The sequence below is a fragment of the Pseudomonas sp. MG-9 genome, from assembly GCF_018729515.1.
GTDB lineage: Bacteria > Pseudomonadota > Gammaproteobacteria > Pseudomonadales > Pseudomonadaceae > Aquipseudomonas > Aquipseudomonas serboccidentalis.
Map to the genome: position 1 here is coordinate 26,655 of NZ_JAHHZH010000008.1, position 18,019 is coordinate 44,673.

At 59.7% G+C, this 18,019-nt stretch carries 14 protein-coding genes; 12 read left to right on the top strand and 2 right to left on the bottom strand.

Annotated elements, in window-relative coordinates; translation table 11 throughout:
* The first annotated feature begins 684 nt into the window (after positions 1-684).
* The 11 genes from KKQ10_RS20495 to KKQ10_RS20545 all read left to right on the top strand — a co-directional run bounded on the left by KKQ10_RS20495 (position 685) and on the right by KKQ10_RS20545 (position 14,764).
* Positions 685-2,085 carry a polynucleotide adenylyltransferase PcnB gene (locus KKQ10_RS20495; protein WP_215502130.1) on the top strand — a complete coding sequence of 467 codons (1,401 nt, stop codon included), beginning with the start codon at positions 685-687 and terminating at the stop codon, positions 2,083-2,085.
* A 3-nt stretch (positions 2,086-2,088) separates the two neighbouring features.
* Complete coding sequence (folK, locus tag KKQ10_RS20500) at positions 2,089-2,574, top strand: 2-amino-4-hydroxy-6-hydroxymethyldihydropteridine diphosphokinase (RefSeq protein WP_215502131.1); 486 nt, start codon at positions 2,089-2,091, stop codon at positions 2,572-2,574.
* Between the two features lie 404 nt (positions 2,575-2,978).
* Entirely contained in the window at positions 2,979-3,779 is an 801-nt protein-coding gene (gene panB, locus KKQ10_RS20505; protein ID WP_127651977.1) for a 3-methyl-2-oxobutanoate hydroxymethyltransferase, read from the top strand.
* Entirely contained in the window at positions 3,776-4,636 is an 861-nt protein-coding gene (gene panC, locus KKQ10_RS20510) for a pantoate--beta-alanine ligase (RefSeq protein ID WP_215502132.1), read from the top strand. Before panB ends, panC begins: the two co-directional genes overlap by 4 nt.
* Before the next feature lie 161 nt (positions 4,637-4,797).
* Positions 4,798-5,178, top strand: a complete 381-nt coding sequence (panD, locus tag KKQ10_RS20515) for an aspartate 1-decarboxylase (protein WP_003228271.1) — start codon at positions 4,798-4,800, stop codon at positions 5,176-5,178.
* Positions 5,179-5,408: 230 nt separating this feature from the next.
* Positions 5,409-7,073: a glucose-6-phosphate isomerase gene (gene pgi, locus KKQ10_RS20520; RefSeq protein WP_215502133.1), complete on the top strand. Its 1,665-nt coding sequence runs from the start codon at positions 5,409-5,411 to the stop codon at positions 7,071-7,073.
* Between the two features lie 231 nt (positions 7,074-7,304).
* Positions 7,305-9,242, top strand: coding sequence for an acetate--CoA ligase (acs, locus tag KKQ10_RS20525; protein ID WP_215502134.1), 1,938 nt, complete (start codon positions 7,305-7,307; stop codon positions 9,240-9,242).
* A gap of 51 nt (positions 9,243-9,293) precedes the next feature.
* Positions 9,294-10,166, top strand: coding sequence for an oxygenase MpaB family protein (locus tag KKQ10_RS20530; RefSeq protein ID WP_215502135.1), 873 nt, complete (start codon positions 9,294-9,296; stop codon positions 10,164-10,166).
* Positions 10,167-10,311: 145 nt separating this feature from the next.
* On the top strand, positions 10,312-11,328 hold the full coding sequence (locus KKQ10_RS20535) for a class I SAM-dependent rRNA methyltransferase (protein WP_127651970.1): 1,017 nt from the start codon (positions 10,312-10,314) through the stop codon (positions 11,326-11,328).
* Positions 11,329-11,519: 191 nt separating this feature from the next.
* On the top strand, positions 11,520-14,468 hold the full coding sequence (locus KKQ10_RS20540) for a DUF748 domain-containing protein (protein ID WP_215502136.1): 2,949 nt from the start codon (positions 11,520-11,522) through the stop codon (positions 14,466-14,468).
* On the top strand, positions 14,468-14,764 hold the full coding sequence (locus KKQ10_RS20545; protein WP_215502137.1) for a DUF2845 domain-containing protein: 297 nt from the start codon (positions 14,468-14,470) through the stop codon (positions 14,762-14,764). Before KKQ10_RS20540 ends, KKQ10_RS20545 begins: the two co-directional genes overlap by 1 nt.
* Positions 14,765-14,999: 235 nt before the next feature.
* On the opposite strand, the gene KKQ10_RS20550 is transcribed toward KKQ10_RS20545, so the two are convergent.
* Together KKQ10_RS20550 and KKQ10_RS20555 are read right to left on the bottom strand one after the other, a co-directional pair.
* Complete coding sequence (locus KKQ10_RS20550; protein ID WP_127651967.1) at positions 15,000-15,356, bottom strand: BON domain-containing protein; 357 nt, start codon at positions 15,354-15,356, stop codon at positions 15,000-15,002.
* A 294-nt stretch (positions 15,357-15,650) separates the two neighbouring features.
* Positions 15,651-16,091, bottom strand: coding sequence for a pilin (locus tag KKQ10_RS20555; protein ID WP_127651966.1), 441 nt, complete (start codon positions 16,089-16,091; stop codon positions 15,651-15,653).
* A gap of 226 nt (positions 16,092-16,317) precedes the next feature.
* Between KKQ10_RS20555 and pilB the strand changes: the two genes are divergently transcribed.
* Complete coding sequence (pilB, locus tag KKQ10_RS20560) at positions 16,318-18,018, top strand: type IV-A pilus assembly ATPase PilB (RefSeq protein WP_215502138.1); 1,701 nt, start codon at positions 16,318-16,320, stop codon at positions 18,016-18,018.
* Position 18,019 lies beyond the last annotated feature (1 nt).

Below are 18,019 nucleotides of genomic sequence, written 5' to 3' on the forward strand. Positions count from 1 at the left end.
TACCTCAGTCCTTTCACGTAACAGAAGCCGGGGTTATCGGTAACGAAACCCCGGCTTTTTTTCGCCCCGAGAAAACGGTTATATCGACCTAACCCCTTGTTTTATTGGGCTTCGCAAAAGTTGGCACGGCACCTGCTATATGTTTGGTACAAGAACAATAACAAGCAATGCACAAGACAATAAAAATAAGACGAATCGACTCACGCACAATAAAAACAAGACGGCGAGAGGCGCAGCTAACTGATTCTTTTGGAGAGGCGTTGTATTTGGGGCTAGCCCCACGACCAGGCCGAGAACAACAAAAACTGTCCTAAGACAGAGCCTGTACTGGTTGGATCGCAAGATCACTGCAACTCAGCGACCAAAGCAATCCGTTTGCTCTTGGCTCCCGATTGGGAGGGTCATGAAGGGAAAGCTTCATGGCGAGGGCACTCAACAAAAACAAGAAGCCCGAATCAATAATAAAAAGAGCACGCAACTACTTCTGGGGGAGCTTCGGCTCCCCTTGTAGTTTCTCCCTTCTGGAAAAAATCCTCCGTTCTACTCCGCTCCACCCTTGTAGCTTGCGGCTTTCAGCTTGAATCTGCTGTCTCCTACACCATCCCCCGACTAAATGCTAGAATCTGCGCCCATCATGCGGTCATTCTTTGGTATGGCCGAACATTCCTTCAAACAGTGCATCCCATGCTGAAGAAGCTGTTCCAGTCATTCCGAACACCCGTGCGTCGTACGCAACACATCCGCAGCACCCCTGAAGTGCTCAACAGCGGCCAACATTCGCTGCAAAAGGGGCAATTCAGCCGCTACGCGGTCAATATCGTCGAACGCTTGCAGGGCGCCGGCTACCAGGCCTATCTGGTCGGTGGTTGCGTGCGTGACATGCTCCTGGGCATCACGCCCAAGGATTTCGACGTCGCCACCAGCGCCACTCCCGAGCAAGTCCGTGCCGAATTCCGCAATGCGCGGATCATCGGTCGTCGCTTCAAACTGGTGCATATTCATTTCGGTCGCGAAATCATCGAAGTCGCGACCTTCCGCGCCAATCATCCGCAAAACGAAGACGAAGAAGACAGCAATCAGTCTTCGCGTAACGAGAGCGGGCGGATTCTGCGCGACAACGTCTACGGCACCCTGGAAGAAGACGCGCAGCGCCGCGACTTCACCATCAACGCCCTGTATTACGATCCGGTCAGCGAACGCATTCTCGATTACGCCAACGGCGTACACGACATTCGCAATCACCTGATCCGCCTGATCGGCGATCCGAAGCAGCGTTACCAGGAAGACCCGGTGCGGATGCTGCGGGCTGTGCGTTTCGCCGCCAAGCTGAATTTCGGCATCGAGAAGCACACCGTGCAGCCGATCCGCGAACTGGCGCCGATGCTGCTCGAGATTCCATCGGCGCGTCTGTTCGAGGAAGTGCTCAAGCTGTTCCTTTCCGGCCACGGCGCGATCACCTTCGAAATGCTGGTCGATCTGCAACTCTTCGCCCCGTTGTTCCCGGCCAGTGCCGAGGCGCTGGAATACAACCCGGAATACACCCACACGCTGATCAGCGAAGCGCTGACCAACACCGATCTGCGCATCAAGCAGAACAAACCGGTGACCCCGGCCTTCCTGTTTGCCGCACTGCTGTGGCCTGCCCTGCCGGCCCGTGTGTTGCGTCTGCAGGAGCGTGGCATGCCGCCGATTCCGGCCATGCAGGAAGCCGCGCACGAGCTGATCGCCGAACAGTGCCAGCGCATCGCCATTCCAAAGCGCTTCACCATGCCGATCCGTGAAATCTGGGATATGCAGGAACGCCTGCCACGCCGCAGCGGCAAACGCGCCGACCTGCTGCTGGACAACCCGCGGTTCCGCGCCGGTTACGACTTCCTGCTGTTGCGTGAAAGCGCCGGCGAGCAGACCGATGGCCTGGGCGAATGGTGGACCGACTATCAGGACGCCAACGACAGCGAACGTCGCGACATGATCCGTGACCTCAGCGGCAAGGGCGATGACGCCAGTAGTGCACCGCGCAAACGTCGCCGCAGCAGCGGCTCCAAGCGCAAGCGCGCCGGGGCTCCGAGCGCATCGGGCGAATAAGGCATGGAACGCATTTATATCGGCCTGGGCAGTAACCTCGCTGACCCGGTCGAACAATTGCGCAGCGCGCTCAATGCGCTGGGGCAGTTGCCGCAGACCTCCCTCGCCGGTGTCTCGGCGTTCTATCAGAGCGATTCACTGCTGCCGGGCCAACCGCGTTATACCAACGCGGTAGCGGCCCTCGACAGTAATCTCGCACCGCTGGACCTGCTCGACGCGCTGCAAGCGATCGAAAACGATCAGGGGCGCGAGCGTCTGGAGCGCTGGGGCCCGCGCACACTGGATCTGGATATCCTGTTATTCGGCGCTCGACAGATTGATGAGCCACGGCTGAAAGTCCCGCACTACCAGATTCAGGAACGCGCATTCGTGCTCTATCCCCTCGCCGAGCTGGCACCCGAGGATCTGCGTCTGGCTGATGGCCGCGCGCTGGCCGATCTGCTCGCTGCCTGCCCGTTCGTCGGCCTCGAACGCCTGCCCCACGCCTGACAAAACTCCCCCTGTAGGAGCTGCCGAAGGCTGCGATCTTTTGATCCTGCTTTTGTTTCTAAAAAGCCAGGATCAAAAGATCGCAGCCTTCGGCAGCTCCTACACAGAGAGAGCGTGCAGCATTGCTATTTTTGTCGGACAAAAATCCTGCAAATCAGGCCCGCCGCGCCGCTGAATCGCATCAGTAACGCCGGTAACACTCCCCTCGTAACAATGCGGTAACACATGCAATTGACTTCCTAGGTTCTCCTCACGACTATAGGCGTCCCGCTGCCGCCAACCCGGCACATACGGGCGCAATCCAGGCCTTATAAGCACGACACAAGACCGTGCGCCTGAGTAGATGAAGAATCACGCGCGTTACTCGCAGTAGTTTCCAAAGCGCCTGAACGAGGATTTTTTACATGCCAGCCATCACCCTGACCACGCTCCAGAGCCTCAAGCAGAAAGGTGAAAAGATCACCATGCTGACCTGCTATGACGCGACCTTCGCCCACGCCTGCAACGAGGCCGGTGTCGAAGTGCTGCTGGTGGGCGACTCCCTCGGCATGGTTCTGCAAGGTCACGACAGCACCCTGCCGGTCACCATCGCAGAAATGGCCTACCACACCGCCTGCGTCAAACGCGGCAACACCGATGCCCTGATCCTGGCCGACCTGCCATTCATGGCCAACGCCACCGTCGAACAAACCCTGACCAACAGCGCCATGCTGATGCAGGCCGGCGCGCACATGGTCAAGGTCGAAGGTGCGCTGTGGCTGGCGGAGTCGATCCGACTGCTGGCCGAGCGCGGTGTGCCGGTCTGCGCGCACATGGGCCTGACCCCGCAAGCGGTGAACATTCTCGGCGGCTATAAAGTGCAGGGCCGCAACGAGAACCAGGCGCGGCAGATGCGTGCCGACGCGATTTCGCTGGAGCAGGCGGGCGCGGCCATGCTGCTGCTCGAATGCGTACCGAGCGAACTGGCTGCGGAAATCAGTCAGGCCGTGAAGATCCCGGTCATCGGCATCGGCGCCGGTAGCGCCACCGACGGTCAGGTGCTGGTGCTGCACGACATGCTCGGCCTGTCGATCACCGGCCGCGTACCGAAATTCGTCAAGAACTTCATGCAGGGTCAGGACAGCATCCAGTCCGCACTGAAGGCTTACGTCAACGAAGTCAAAGGCGTTACTTTCCCTGGTGTCGAACACGGATTCTCTGCATGAACACCGTAAAAACCGTACGCGAACTGCGCGCCGCCGTGGCGCGCGCCCGCAGTGAAGGCAAGCGCATCGGCTTCGTGCCGACCATGGGCAACCTGCACAGCGGCCACATTGCGCTGATCACCAAAGCCACCCAACGGGTGGATTTCGTGGTCGCGAGCATCTTCGTCAACCCGCTGCAGTTCGGCGCCGGCGAAGACCTCGACAAATACCCGCGCACCCTGGCGGCGGATCAGGAAAAACTGCTGCAAGCCGGCTGCCATTTGCTGTTCGCCCCGACGGTTGAAGAGATGTATCCCGATGGCATGGCCGGACAGACCCGGGTCAGCGTTCCGCAACTGTCTGAAGGCCTCTGCGGCGCCAGCCGTCCGGGGCACTTCGAAGGTGTGGCGACGGTGGTCAGCAAGCTGTTCAACATGGTCCAGCCGGACCTGGCGATCTTCGGCCAGAAGGACTTCCAGCAATTGGCGGTGATCCGCGCGCTGGTGCATGACCTGAACATGCCGATCCAGATCATTGGCGAGCCGACCGTACGCGCCGCCGACGGCCTGGCGCTGTCGTCGCGCAACGGTTTCCTCAGCGAAGTGCAGCGTGCCGTGGCCCCGGTGGTCTATCGCACCCTGAACACGATTGCCGAGTCGATCAAGCAAGGTGAGCGCGACTACCCGGCGCTGATCGCAGCCCAGGTGCAACAGCTGGAAGCTGCCGGCCTGCGCCCGGATTACCTGGAAATCCGCCACGCCCTGACCTTGCGTCCGGCGACGGCTGAAGACCGCGATCTGGTGATTCTGGTGGCCGCGTTCCTCGGCACCACCCGGCTGATCGACAACCTGCACCTGAATCTCGATACCCCGACTTAAACGACAGCGCAGTACCCCCTGTAGGAGTGAGCCTCATCGCGAGCAGGCTCACTCCTACAGTGTTTTTCAGCGTTCTGAAAATTGCATTTCAAGCCATATTGCCGCCCCCAAAGCCTTCGGGCACACTGCCCGCCGTTCGATTCCAACCCGGGAAATCCCTCATGCACGCCATCATGCTCAAGGCCAAGCTGCACCGCGCCGAAGTCACCCATGCGGTACTCGATTACGAAGGTTCCTGCGCCATCGACGGCGAGTGGCTGGACTTGTCCGGCATCCGTGAGTACGAGCAGATCCAGATTTACAACGTCGACAACGGCGAGCGCTTCACCACCTACGCGATCCGGGGTGAAGAAGGTTCGCGGATGATTTCGGTCAACGGCGCGGCCGCGCACAAGGCCAAGGTCGGCGATCGGGTGATCATTTGCGCCTACGCCCATTACAGCGAAGCGGAGCTGCTGAATTTCAAGCCGCGCATGCTATACATGGCACCGGGCAATGAGCTGAGCCACACCAGCAATGCCATTCCGGTTCAGGTGGCCTGAGCCGCTTCGACGCGCCAATCCCCTTCCGTTGGTCGGCTTGTTCCCGGTATCGATGTTAAAAAAGTACAGGGAACAGGTCAGAAGAAGTCAAGACAGATCGCAGCGCGAGGTTTACTGTATTCGCCCTGCGTCGAAAAATCGTGTCGATGCATTTGACCCTCGCCCAAACATGGCGTATCGGTCTGTTCTGTGTTCAAAAGGCCGTTCAAGTAAAAAGGAAAACCGCAGCGATGGCGTACTACCGCACTCCTCACGACGTTACCGCTCTGCCTGCCTGGCAAGCGTTGAAAGATCACCGCCAAGCCATGCAGGATTTCAGCATGCGCGAGGCCTTCAACGCCGATCCGCAGCGCTTCAATCAATTCACTCTCAGCAGCTGCGGACTGTTTCTCGATTATTCGAAGAATCTGATCAATGCCCAGACCCGCAATCTGCTAGTGGGTCTGGCCAATGAAGTCGATTTGAAAGGCGCGATCAAAGCGCTGTTCGACGGCGAAATCGTCAATGCCTCCGAAGGCCGCCCGGCGCTGCACACCGCCCTGCGCCGCCCGGTGGGCGACAAACTGTCGGTCAACGGCGTCAACGTGATGCCGGAAGTGCACAAGGTGCTGAACCAGATCACTGATCTGGTCGGCCGCATCCACGATGGCCTGTGGCGTGGCTACACCGAGAAGCCGATCACCGACGTGGTGAACATCGGTATCGGTGGTTCGTTTCTCGGCCCGGAGCTGGTTTCCGAAGCGCTGCTGTCCTACGCGCAGAAAGGCGTGCGTTGCCACTACCTGGCGAACATCGACGGCAGTGAGTTCCACGAGCTGACGCAAAAGCTGCGCGCCGAAACCACGCTGTTCATTGTTTCGTCGAAGTCCTTCAACACCCTTGAAACCCTGAAGAACGCCCAGGCCGCACGCGCCTGGTACCTGGCTCAGGGTGGTTCGGAAGCCGAGCTGTATCGCCACTTCATCGCGGTATCGAGCAACAACGCCGCAGCGGTAGCATTCGGCATCCGTGAAGAAAACATCTTCCCGATGTGGGACTGGGTTGGCGGTCGCTACTCGCTATGGTCGGCCATCGGTCTGCCGATTGCGCTGGCCATCGGCATGTCCAACTTCAAGGAACTGCTGTCCGGTGCCTACACCATGGACCAGCATTTCCAGAGCGCACCGTTCGAACAGAACATGCCGGTGCTGCTGGCGCTGCTCGGCGTGTGGTACGGCAACTTCTGGGGCGCGCAAAGCCACGCGATCCTGCCGTACGACCACTATCTGCGTAACATCACCAAGCACTTGCAACAGCTGGACATGGAATCCAACGGCAAGAGCGTGCGTCAGGACGGCACCTCGGTGTCGACCGATACCGGCCCGGTGATCTGGGGCGGCGTCGGCTGCAACGGTCAGCACGCCTACCACCAGTTGCTGCACCAGGGCACCCAGCTGATCCCGGCCGATTTCATCGTGCCGATCGTCAGCTTCAACCCAGTGTCCGACCACCATCAGTGGCTGTACGCCAACTGCCTGTCGCAGAGCCAGGCGCTGATGCTCGGCAAGACCTTGGCCGAAGCCGAGTCTGAACTGCGCGACAAAGGCATGAGCGAAGAACAGGTGCACAAACTTGCACCGCACAAGGTGATCCCGGGCAACCGTCCGAGCAACACCATTGTGGTCGAGCGCATCAGCCCGCGTCGTCTCGGCGCGCTGGTTGCCTTGTATGAGCACAAAGTGTTCGTGCAGAGCGTGGTCTGGGGCATCAACGCCTTCGACCAGTGGGGCGTGGAACTGGGCAAGGAACTGGGCAAAGGCGTTTACAACCGCCTGGTCGGCAGCGATGAAACCAGCGCTGACGATGCCTCCACTCAGGGCCTGATCAACTACTTCCGCGGGCGTCACCGCGGGTGATAGGCTGAAGGGGCGGTTTGCCTGCCCCTACAGCTTGCAACATCGACAGTTCCACGGCACCGGGCCAATCGCAGAATCGGTGGCGTACGCGGTCCTCTATAGGAACTGTCGAAGGCTGCGATCTTTTGATCTTGATCTTAAAAAACAAGATCAAAAGATCGCAGCCTTCGGCAGCTCCTACGAGGGTCGTACAGCTTCCCTCTTGTCGCACAACAAGAATAAGGAACCGTCATGTTCGATATCAGCACGTTCCCCAAAGCCGATGCCGTCCGCCGGGCTGCGCAGTTGAGTCAGGACGACTACAAGCGCCTGTATCGCGAATCCCTCGAACACCCCACAACCTTCTGGGCCGAACAGGCCACGCGCTTTCTCGACTGGAGCACACCGTGGCAGACCGTCCAGCGCTACGACCTGAAGACCGGTGAAGCCTCCTGGTTTGCCGGTGCACAACTGAACGTCAGCTACAACTGCATCGACCGCCACCTCGCGCAGCGCGGCGAGCAGACCGCGATTCTCTGGGAAGGCGACGACCCGGCCGAATCGGTGCAGATTACCTACAAAAAACTTCACCACCATGTCTGCCGACTGGCCAACGTGCTGAAAAGCCGTGGCGTGAAAAAAGGCGACCGGGTGTGCATCTACATGCCGATGATCCCTGAAGCCGCCTACGCCATGCTCGCCTGCACGCGGATTGGCGCGATTCATTCGGTGGTGTTCGGTGGCTTCTCCCCGGATTCACTCCGTGACCGCATTCTCGACGCCGATTGCCGCACGGTGATCACCGCCGACGAAGGCGTGCGCGGTGGCAAGTTCGTGCCGTTAAAACAGAACGTCGACAAAGCCCTGCAAAGCTGCCCGGACGTCAGCACAGTGGTGGTGGTCGAGCGCACGCAGGGCAAGGTCAATTGGGTCGAGGGCCGCGACCTCTGGTATCACCAGGCGGCGCGCGATGTCAGCGACGACTGCCCGCCAGAGCCGATGGACGCCGAAGATCCGCTGTTCATCCTTTACACCTCCGGCAGCACCGGCAAACCCAAGGGCGTGCTGCACACCACTGGCGGCTACCTGCTGCAGGCGGCGATGACCTTCAAGTACGTGCTCGACTACCGCGATGGCGAAGTGTTCTGGTGCACCGCCGACGTCGGTTGGGTCACCGGCCACAGCTACATCGTCTACGGTCCGTTGGCCAACGGTGCAACCACCCTGATCTTCGAGGGTGTGCCGAGCTATCCGAGCACTTCGCGCTTCTGGCAGGTGATTGATAAACACAAGGTCAACATTTTCTACACCGCGCCGACTGCCCTGCGTGCGTTGATGCGCGAGGGTGCCGGACCGTTGCAGGAAACGTCGCGGCAAAGTCTCAGATTGCTCGGCAGCGTCGGTGAGCCGATCAACCCGGAAGCGTGGGAATGGTACTTCAACGTTGTAGGAGAACAGCGCTGCCCGATTGTCGACACCTGGTGGCAGACCGAAACCGGCGGCATCATGCTCAGCCCGCTGGTGAGCGCGCAACGAATCAAACCGGGGTGCGCCACGCAACCGATGTTCGGCGTACAACCGGTGCTGCTCGATGAACACGGCAAGGAAATCAAAGGCGCCGGCAGCGGCGTGCTGGCGATCAAGTCGAGCTGGCCGGCGCAGATCCGCAGTGTTTACGGTGATCCGCAGCGCATGGTCGACACCTATTTCAAACCCTACCCCGGCTACTACTTCACCGGCGACGGCGCGCGCCGCGATGAGGACGGCGACTACTGGATCACCGGGCGCATCGACGACGTGATCAACGTCTCCGGCCACCGCATCGGCACCGCCGAAGTGGAAAGCGCGTTGGTGCTGCACGACAGCATCGCCGAGGCCGCCGTGGTCGGTTACCCGCATGACGTCAAAGGCCAGGGCATCTATGCCTTCGTCACGCCCATGAACGGCGTCGAGCCGAGCGATGAGCTGAAGAAGGAACTGCTGGCCCACGTCAGCAAAGAAATCGGCAGCTTCGCCAAGCCGGACCTGATCCAGTGGGCGCCGGCCTTGCCGAAAACCCGCTCAGGCAAGATCATGCGCCGCATCTTGCGCAAGATCGCCTGCAACGAACTCGACAGCCTCGGCGACACCTCGACCCTGGCCGACCCGAGCGTGGTGCAGGGCTTGATCGACAAGCGCCTCAATCAGTAATGTCCACGGCGCGGTCAACCGGCCACGTCTGTCCACCATCAATGAGTTGTCATGGAATTCATCCGCAGCCGCATCGAAAACCAACTCATGAGCCTGACCGGGCTGTCCCTCGGTCAGCTCGACCTGGAAAACCCCAAGGGCGATCCCGGGCTGTTCGGCCCCGACTCGGTCAGTTGGCAAGTCCATGGCGACTTCAGCAGCATGCTGATCGGCGGCATCAGCGCTTTGCTGCTGCAAGCCCTGCATCCGCTGGCACTGGCCGGGGTCTGGGATCACTCGAATTTTCGTCAGGACATGCTCGGACGTTTGCGTCGCACCAGTCAGTTTGTTTCCGGCACTACCTTCGGCTCGCGTCGCGACGCCGAATGGCTGATCGAGAAAGTGCGCACCATTCACCTGCAAGTGGTCGGCACCGCACCGGATGGCCGGCCCTATGCGGCCAGCGACCCGGACCTGCTGACCTGGGTGCATGTGGCAGAAGTCAGCAACTTCCTCGCCGCGCATCTGCGTTACCGCAACCCGCAGCTGTCGCTGGCGGAACAGGATCGTTACTACGCGGAAATCGCCGTGGTCGCCGAGCGCCTCGGCGCGCGGGATGTCCCGAAATCACGGCAGGCCGTGGCCGATTATCTGCAACGCATGCGCCCGCAGTTGCTGTGTGATGAACGCAGCCGCGAAGTCTTGCGTCTGCTGCTCGACGCGCCAGCCCCGAGTGTTCTGGCGCGGCCGTTTGGCGACCTGATGATGAAAGCTGGCATCGACCTGCTGCCGGACTGGGCCAGCGACATGTTCGATGCGCGACAGAACTCGCTGCAGCGCCAGTTGATCCGCGCCAGCGTCAAACGCAGCGCACCGATGCTGCGCTGGGCGATGCGCAATGGTTCGGTGCAACGGGCCAAACGCCGAATGGGGCTGCTTCGCTGACGCTCAGAGCTGCAAGCTGCAAGCTGCAAGCTGCAAGCTGCAAGCTGCAAGCTGCAAGTTTTGAGCTTGAGGCTTGAAGCTTGGAGCTTGCAGCTCAGTAACTGCTAAACTCCCGCGCCCCAATTCTCACCAGCAAGGCGCCCGCATGTCTTCCTTGAATCAGGCGCTGCGCGCCGCTCTCGATCAACGCCAGGACTTGCTCACTGCACTGCACAGTCAGGGCACCGATTGCTATCGGCTGTTCCACGGCAGCCAGGAAGGCGCCGGTGGGTTGACCATCGACCGCTACGGTCCGCAATTGCTGGTGCAGAGCTTTCACCAGACGCTGGAGCGCGATGACCTGCTGCAACTGCACGCCATGGTCAATCAGACGCTGGGCTTCGAAACGCTGCTGGTCTACAACGACCGCTCCCGGGGCAACTCGCGGATCGATCGCGAAGACAGCGTCTACAAAGCCGACGAAGCCGCGCTGGCGGATCTGGTCGGTCATGAGTGGGGCCTGAACTACCGCGTGCGCGGGCGGCATGCCGGGCAGGATCCGCTGTTGTTCCTCGACCTGCGCAACACTCGCGGTTGGGTCAAGGATCACGCCAAGGGCAAAAGCGTGCTCAACCTCTTCGCCTACACCTGTGGCGTTGGCCTGAGTGCGGCTGCCGGTGGTGCGCGTGAAGTGTGCAACCTGGATTTTGCCGAAGGCAACCTGGCGGTCGGTCGCGAAAACGGTCTGCTCAACCCGCAGTTGCCCGAGATGCAATTCATCCAGTCCGACTACTTTCCGGCAATCCGCCAACTCGCCGGTCTGCCCATCAGCCAGCGGCGCGGGCAGAAACTGCCGAGCTATCAGCGCCTCGAACAGCGTCAATACGATCTGGTGCTGCTCGACCCGCCCGCCTGGGCCAAGAGCGCGTTCGGCACCGTCGACCTGCTGCGCGACTATCAGAGCCTGCTCAAACCGGCGCTGCTGACCACCGCCGACAACGGCGTGCTGATCTGCTGCAACAACCTGGCGAAAGTCAGCATGGACGACTGGCGCGAACAGGTACTGCGCTGCGCGGAAAAGGCCGGGCGACCGGTGCGCGAGTGGAGCGTGATGACCCCGGGTGCCGACTTCCCGTCGATGGACCAACAGCCACCGCTGAAAACCCTGATCCTCCAGCTCTGATAGTAATCCCCTGTGGGAGCTGCCGCAGGCTGCGATCTTTTGACTTTGATTTTTAAAAAACAAGATCAAAAGATCGCAGCCTGCGGCAGCTCCTACAACAATTGCGGACAAATCTGAACATTCCTGTAACCGACGATGTACTTCGGAACCAGAATCGCGTGCCATACTCCAAGACACTCCGATTCAGACAGATGAAGCCGCACATGCCCAAAGGATTGATTCGCGCGATTGGCGCCTTGTTGACTGCTCTGGCCCTCTACAGCCTGCTGGGGTTTCTGATTTTGCCGGGCATCGCCCTGCGCATTGCCAACCAGCAGTTGGCCAACTACGCCACGGTGCCTGCACATATTCAGCGCATCGAACTCAATCCGTTCAGCCTTGAAGTCACCCTGTGGGGGCTGGTCATCGGTGAGCCGGGCAAGGAACAAGTCGGCTTCGAGCGGTTGTATGCCAACCTGCAACTCGACAGCCTGTGGACCAAAGCACTGCACCTGGCCGATATCGAGCTGGACAAGCCGAAGACCGAAATCCTCTTCGCCAAGGACGGCCAGCTCAATCTGCTGGGCCTGTTCAAACTTCCAGCCAGCGAACCGACCCCGGCCGACCCGGATGCCAAGCCGTTCCCGCTGCGCATCGACCGCATTCAACTGGCCGGCGGCAATGTGCACTTCGAGGACGCCCGGCCAAGCGAGCCGATCGAATTCCTCTACGACAAACTCGATTTCGAGCTGAAAAACCTCAGCACCCTGCCCGAAGACAACGCTGACATGACCCTGGTCGCCGCTGGCCCGGCCGGTGGACAGATCGACTGGAAAGGCAACTTCAGCCTGATCCCGTTCACCTCCGAGGGAACGCTGAAAGTCACCGATGGCAAGATGAAATCCTTCTGGCCCTACGTGCGTGACGCGGTGCCGCTGGTGCTCGAAGACGGCGTGCTCAACCTCAGTACCGAATACAAACTCAACCTGTCGAAAGAAACCGAGCTGCTGCTGAACAACGTCGCGGTGAGCATTGCGCCGTTCGCAATCAAAGCGCCGGACGGGCGTCCGCTGGCAAAACTTGAACGCCTCGACGTCAGCGAGACCTCGCTGGACCTGGCCAAACAGCAAGTGGTGGTCGGCAAGATCCGCAGCAACAAACTGGAAACCTGGGCCGCACTCGAAGCCGACGGCCAGCTGGACTGGCAGAAACTGTTCGCCAGCCAACCGTCCAAACCCGCGGCCAAGGCAGCAGCCGAACCTGCCAATACCCCGGCAGCCGCCGACTCGCCGAAAGCGCCGCCGGCGCCGAGCAAGCCATGGCAAGTGCTGCTCAAAGACGTGCAGTTGCGCAACTATACGGTGCATCTGGCCGACCGTTCGGCGACGCCAGCGGTGGCCCTGGATGTCACGCCGCTGAACATTGATCTGCAGGATTTCGACAGCCTCAACGGTTCCCCCTTCAAGGTCAAACTCGACAGCGGCCTGGGCAAACAAGGCAAGATCAACGCCGACGGTGTGGTCAATCTCGCCCCGGTCACCGCCCAGCTCAACGTGAAAACCCAGGATATCGACCTGCGTGTCGCGCAGTCCTACATCAATCCGTTCATTCGCCTGGAACTGCGCAGCGGCATGCTCGGCAGTGACCTGAAGGTCAACCTCAAGAGCACCGCGCCACTGGCACTCGGCGTGACCGGGCGTGCGCAGATCGATCAACTGCACACCCTCGACACCCTGAAAACCCGCGACTTCCTCAAGTGGCAGCAAGTGGTGGTCGAAGGCATCAACTATCAACACGGTGACAGCCTGTCGATCGACAAGATCAACCTGTTCCAGCCGTACGCGCGGTTCATGATCAACGATGACCGCACCACCAATATCGACGACCTGCTGATTCCACAGCCCGCCGACGGTGGTGCGAAAACCGCAGCGGCCAAACCGGCCAGCCAGGACAAGCCACTGGGCATTCACATCGGCGCGATCGCGATCAACGACGGTTCGGCCAACTTCGCCGACTTCAGCCTGACCCCGAACTTCGCCACCGCGATCCAGCAGCTCAACGGCCAGATCGGCACCATCGACAGCCGTCAGGCGAAACCGGCCAGCGTCGACATCAAGGGCAAGGTCGATCGCTATGCACCGGTGACCATCAAAGGTGCGGTCAACCCGTTCGACCCGATGGCCAGCCTCGACATCGCCACCAGTTTCAAACGCGTCGAGCTGACCACCCTGACGCCGTACTCCGGCAAATTCGCCGGTTACCGCATCCGCAAGGGCCGTCTCAACCTCGACCTGCATTACCTGATCACCAAGGGCCAGTTGAAGGCCGAGAACAAAGTGGTGGTCGAGCAATTGCAACTCGGCGAGAAAGTCGACAGCCCGGATGCCGTGAGCCTGCCACTGAAACTGGCGATTGCCCTGCTCAAGGACGTCGACGGCAAGATTTCCATCGAACTGCCAGTCACCGGCGACCTGAACAATCCGCAGTTCAGCGTGATGCCGATTGTCTGGCAGACCCTGCGCAACCTGATCGTCAAGGCTGCCGCAGCGCCGTTCAAGATGATTGGCGGGCTGATCAGCGGTGGCGGCTCCGAAGACCTCGGTACCGTGGCCTTTGCACCGGGTTCCAGCGACCTGAGCAAGGACGCCGAGTCCGCTCTGGAGAAGCTGTCCAAAGCCCTGAAGGAGCGTCCGGCCCTGCGTCTGGAAATCGAAGGCACCGCCGCCCAAAGCAGCGACGGCCCGCTGATCGCCGAACAGCGCCTGGAACGCGAATATCAGTACAACTACTACAAAATGCTCCAGCGCCGTGGCGACAAGGTGCCGGCGCAAGCCTCGCTGCTGCAAGTGCCGGAAAACGAGAAAGGCCCGTTGCTCGAAGGCATCTACCGCACCCGCCTGAAAACCCAGCCACCGGCCGAGTGGAAGGATCTGGGCAAGGAAGAACGCACGGCGAAAATGCGTGAAGGCGTGATCAAGTTCTGGAGCTCCAGTGACGTGTTGCTGCGGCAGTTGGGTCAGGAACGCGCCAGCAGCATTAAGGATTATCTGGTCGACAAGGGCCAACTGGCCGATGACCGGGTGTACTTCATCGACGCCAATCTTGGCGAGGCCGAAAGCGATGGTCGGGTCGTGACGCAAATGCACCTGGACGCCGAGTAATGAAGCACAAGTGGCTGGTTGCGATGACGCTGATGCTCGCCGCCAGCCCTGCCCTGGCCTCAGATACCCTGCGCTGTGGCAGCCAACTGGTCAGTCTCGGCACCCGCGCCAGCGAAGTGCTGCAGAAGTGTGGCGAGCCGGTCAGCCGCGATGTCCTCGGCTACAAGCGCAGCGCCAACCGCCGCGAAGAGTTTCAGGTCGAAGAATGGACCTACGGCCCGAGCAACGGCATGTACCAGTACCTGCGCTTTGAAGGCAATCGCCTGCGGCAGATCAACAGCAAGCGCGGCAACTGAAAGATCAAAAGATCGCAGCCTGCGGCAGCTCCTACAGGGAAATGCATTCCAAATTGTAGGAGCTGCCGAAGGCTGCGATCTTTTGCTTCTAAAAATAGAACAGGCCCCGACACAAGTGCCGGGGCCTGTAATGGTCACATCCGTGTGACCGTTCGCATGAACTCTAAAGTTGCGGCAGACGTATTGCTCGGCCCGTCTGTCGCACCTTCTCCCGGTCCAGGCGAGAAGTCATGCCTTACTCGGCTTTCAGGCCGTCAGCGGAAACCGCTTTGACGCCTTTGATTTTCTTGGTGATGTTCACAGCCGTGGTTTTCTGAGCTTCGGTGATGGCGACATCGGAAGACAGGGAAACCACACCTTTGTTGGTTTCGACTTTGATGTCGGTACCAGGAATGCCTTTTTCGGTTACCAGGTCGCTTTTGACTTTGGTAGTGATCCAGGTATCGGAAGTAGCTTCTTTAGCCTTGGTCATTTCACCGGCAGCCAAAGTCATTGGAGCCTGGGTAGTCTGAGTGGTTTGTGCAAATGCACCGGAAGCCATGGTCAGGGTCAGCGCGGTAGCAGCAGCGGCAGTGATAGCGAACTTCTTCATACGAGTAACTCCTGTTTTTCTGGAAAGTCTGCTGGTTGTCTTGTCAGCAGGGTTACTGGAGATGTTGCGAAGGCTGTGCCAACTTTTCGAAAGACAATAATCCCTTATAAATCAATGAGATATGAATCAGGCAAATTTTCAAAATCATGCAATTTGCATGACCACTGAATAAACGACATGCAAGTTGCGGCTTTTCGGAAAGTTCCTAACACGCTGAAATTATTGAAGCTTTTTTCAACGTTCGAAAACAAAAATGCCCCGCATGGCGGGGCATCTCTGACCTTGTTGACTCAATCAGGCACCGGTGCCTGCGCAACCTTTAGGCGCGTAGTCCGGGTTTACGGTCGAAGCACAGCTCCAGACGCCCGAGGTGCTGCCAGTCGCAGCACCGGTACGGGTCAACGTGATGGTTTTACCCAGCACCGGACCCGGGGCATTCACCAGTGTGCAGGTTATAGTGCCCGCACCCGTCGAGGCGGTTCCCGATGCCGCCAGTGTGCAGTTGGAGGTGGTCGCTGTAGCGCTCCCGGCCACGAGTAGCAGCGTTGGGTCCGTGCCTTGATTGATCGTGTCTTCGAACGGCACCTTGAGCGCACTGATTTCTGCCAGACCTGCCGTCACCTTCGAACGCGCCTGGTACTTGGAGTATTGCGGCAAGGCGATGGTCGCCAGAATGCCAATGATCGCCACGACGATCAGCAGCTCGATCAGAGTAAAGCCCTGTTGTTTTTTCATAGACAAGCTCCATGCATGAGTCGGAATCTCATGATCTGAGAAGGGCTCAGCATAGCCCATGCCAACCGGGTGCCGGCCCCGAATACTCGGCATGAGCACGATGCGGCGGCCTTTCCTACAACAGACAACCGCACTATCTGACACTTTTTGTCACCTGCGCCCGACGTGTTTGGCGCTGTCACTTGACTAGGCTATAAGTCATGAACGGCAAGCGTGCGGAATCCTCATGAATGACATCGCTCTGAGCGGTCTGGCCAAGCAACTGGTACAGGCCGAACTGCTGACGGAAAAAAGCGCCCAACAGGCCTGGCAACAGGCGCAGCGCAATCGGCTGTCGCTGGTCAGCTACCTGGTGCAGAACAAACTGGTGAAGAGTTCACAGGTGGCCGAGATCGCTTCAGAGCATTTCGGCATGGCCTTCATGGACCTCAATTGCCTCGACAAGGAAACTCAGCCCAAGGGCCTGGTCAGTGAAAAACTGGTGCGTCAGCACCATGTCCTGCCCTTGTGGCGACGCGGCAACAAGCTGTTCGTGGGCATTTCCGACCCGAGCAATTACCAGGCGATCAACGACATCCAGTTCAGCACAGGATTGAATACCGAAGCCATCCTGGTGGAAGACGACAAGCTCACTGACGCCATCGAGAAATTTTTCGACACTCACACCAGCGGCCTCGAAGAGATGGCCGACGTCGACCTCGACGGCGTGGATGTCGAATCCGTCGATGACAGCCGACAGGACGCCATCGGCGGACTCGATGCCGATGACGCTCCGGTAGTCCGTTTCGTCCACAAGATGCTGCTGGACGCAATCAAGAGCGGCTCCTCCGACCTGCACTTCGAACCTTACGAAAAGAACTTCCGGGTGCGGGTACGCACCGACGGCATCCTGCGCGAGGTGGCCAAACCGCCGATCCAACTGGCCGGGCGGATCGCCGCACGCTTGAAAGTCATGGCCAGTCTCGACATCTCGGAACGGCGTAAACCCCAGGACGGGCGGATCAAAATGCGCCTGTCGAAGAACAAGTCGATCGACTTCCGGGTCAACACCCTGCCAACCCTGTGGGGCGAAAAAGTAGTGATCCGGATCCTCGACCCGTCCAGTGCGCAAATCGGCATCGATGCATTGGGTTACGAACCGGCGCAAAAAGACCTGTACATGGCCGCGCTCAAGCAGCCACAGGGGATGATTCTGGTGACCGGCCCTACCGGCTCGGGGAAAACCGTATCGCTGTACACCGGGCTCAATATCCTCAATACCGTCGACATCAACATTTCCACCGCCGAAGACCCGGTGGAAATCAACATGGAAGGCATCAACCAGGTCAACGTCAATCCCAAACAGGGGCTGGATTTTGCCCAGGCGCTGCGCTCGTTTCTGCGTCAGGACCCGGACGTGATCATGGTTGGCGAAATCCGCGACCTGGAAACCGCCGAAATCGCGATCAAGGCCGCGCAGACCGGTCACCTCGTGCTGTCCACGCTGCACACCAACAGCGCCGCCGAGACCCTGACCCGCCTGCACAACATGGGCATTCCGGGGTTCAACATCGCCACCTCGGTGAGCCTGATCATCGCCCAGCGCCTGGCGCGCAAATTGTGCAGTCACTGCAAGAAACCGATCGAGATCCCTCGCGAAACCCTGATCAAGGAAGGCTTCCCGCCGGAACAGATCGGCAGTTTCACGATCTATGAGCCGGTCGGCTGCGATCAATGCAACGGCGGCTACAAGGGACGCGTGGGGATTTATGAAGTGGTGAAAAACACTCCCGAGCTGCAACGGCTGATCATGGCCGAAGGCAACTCGCTGGAAATCGACAGTCAAATGCGTCGCGACGGTTTTGACGATCTGCGCACCTCGGGCCTGCGCAAGGCCATGCAAGGCATCACCAGCCTGGAAGAAATCAACCGGGTCACCAAGGACTGAA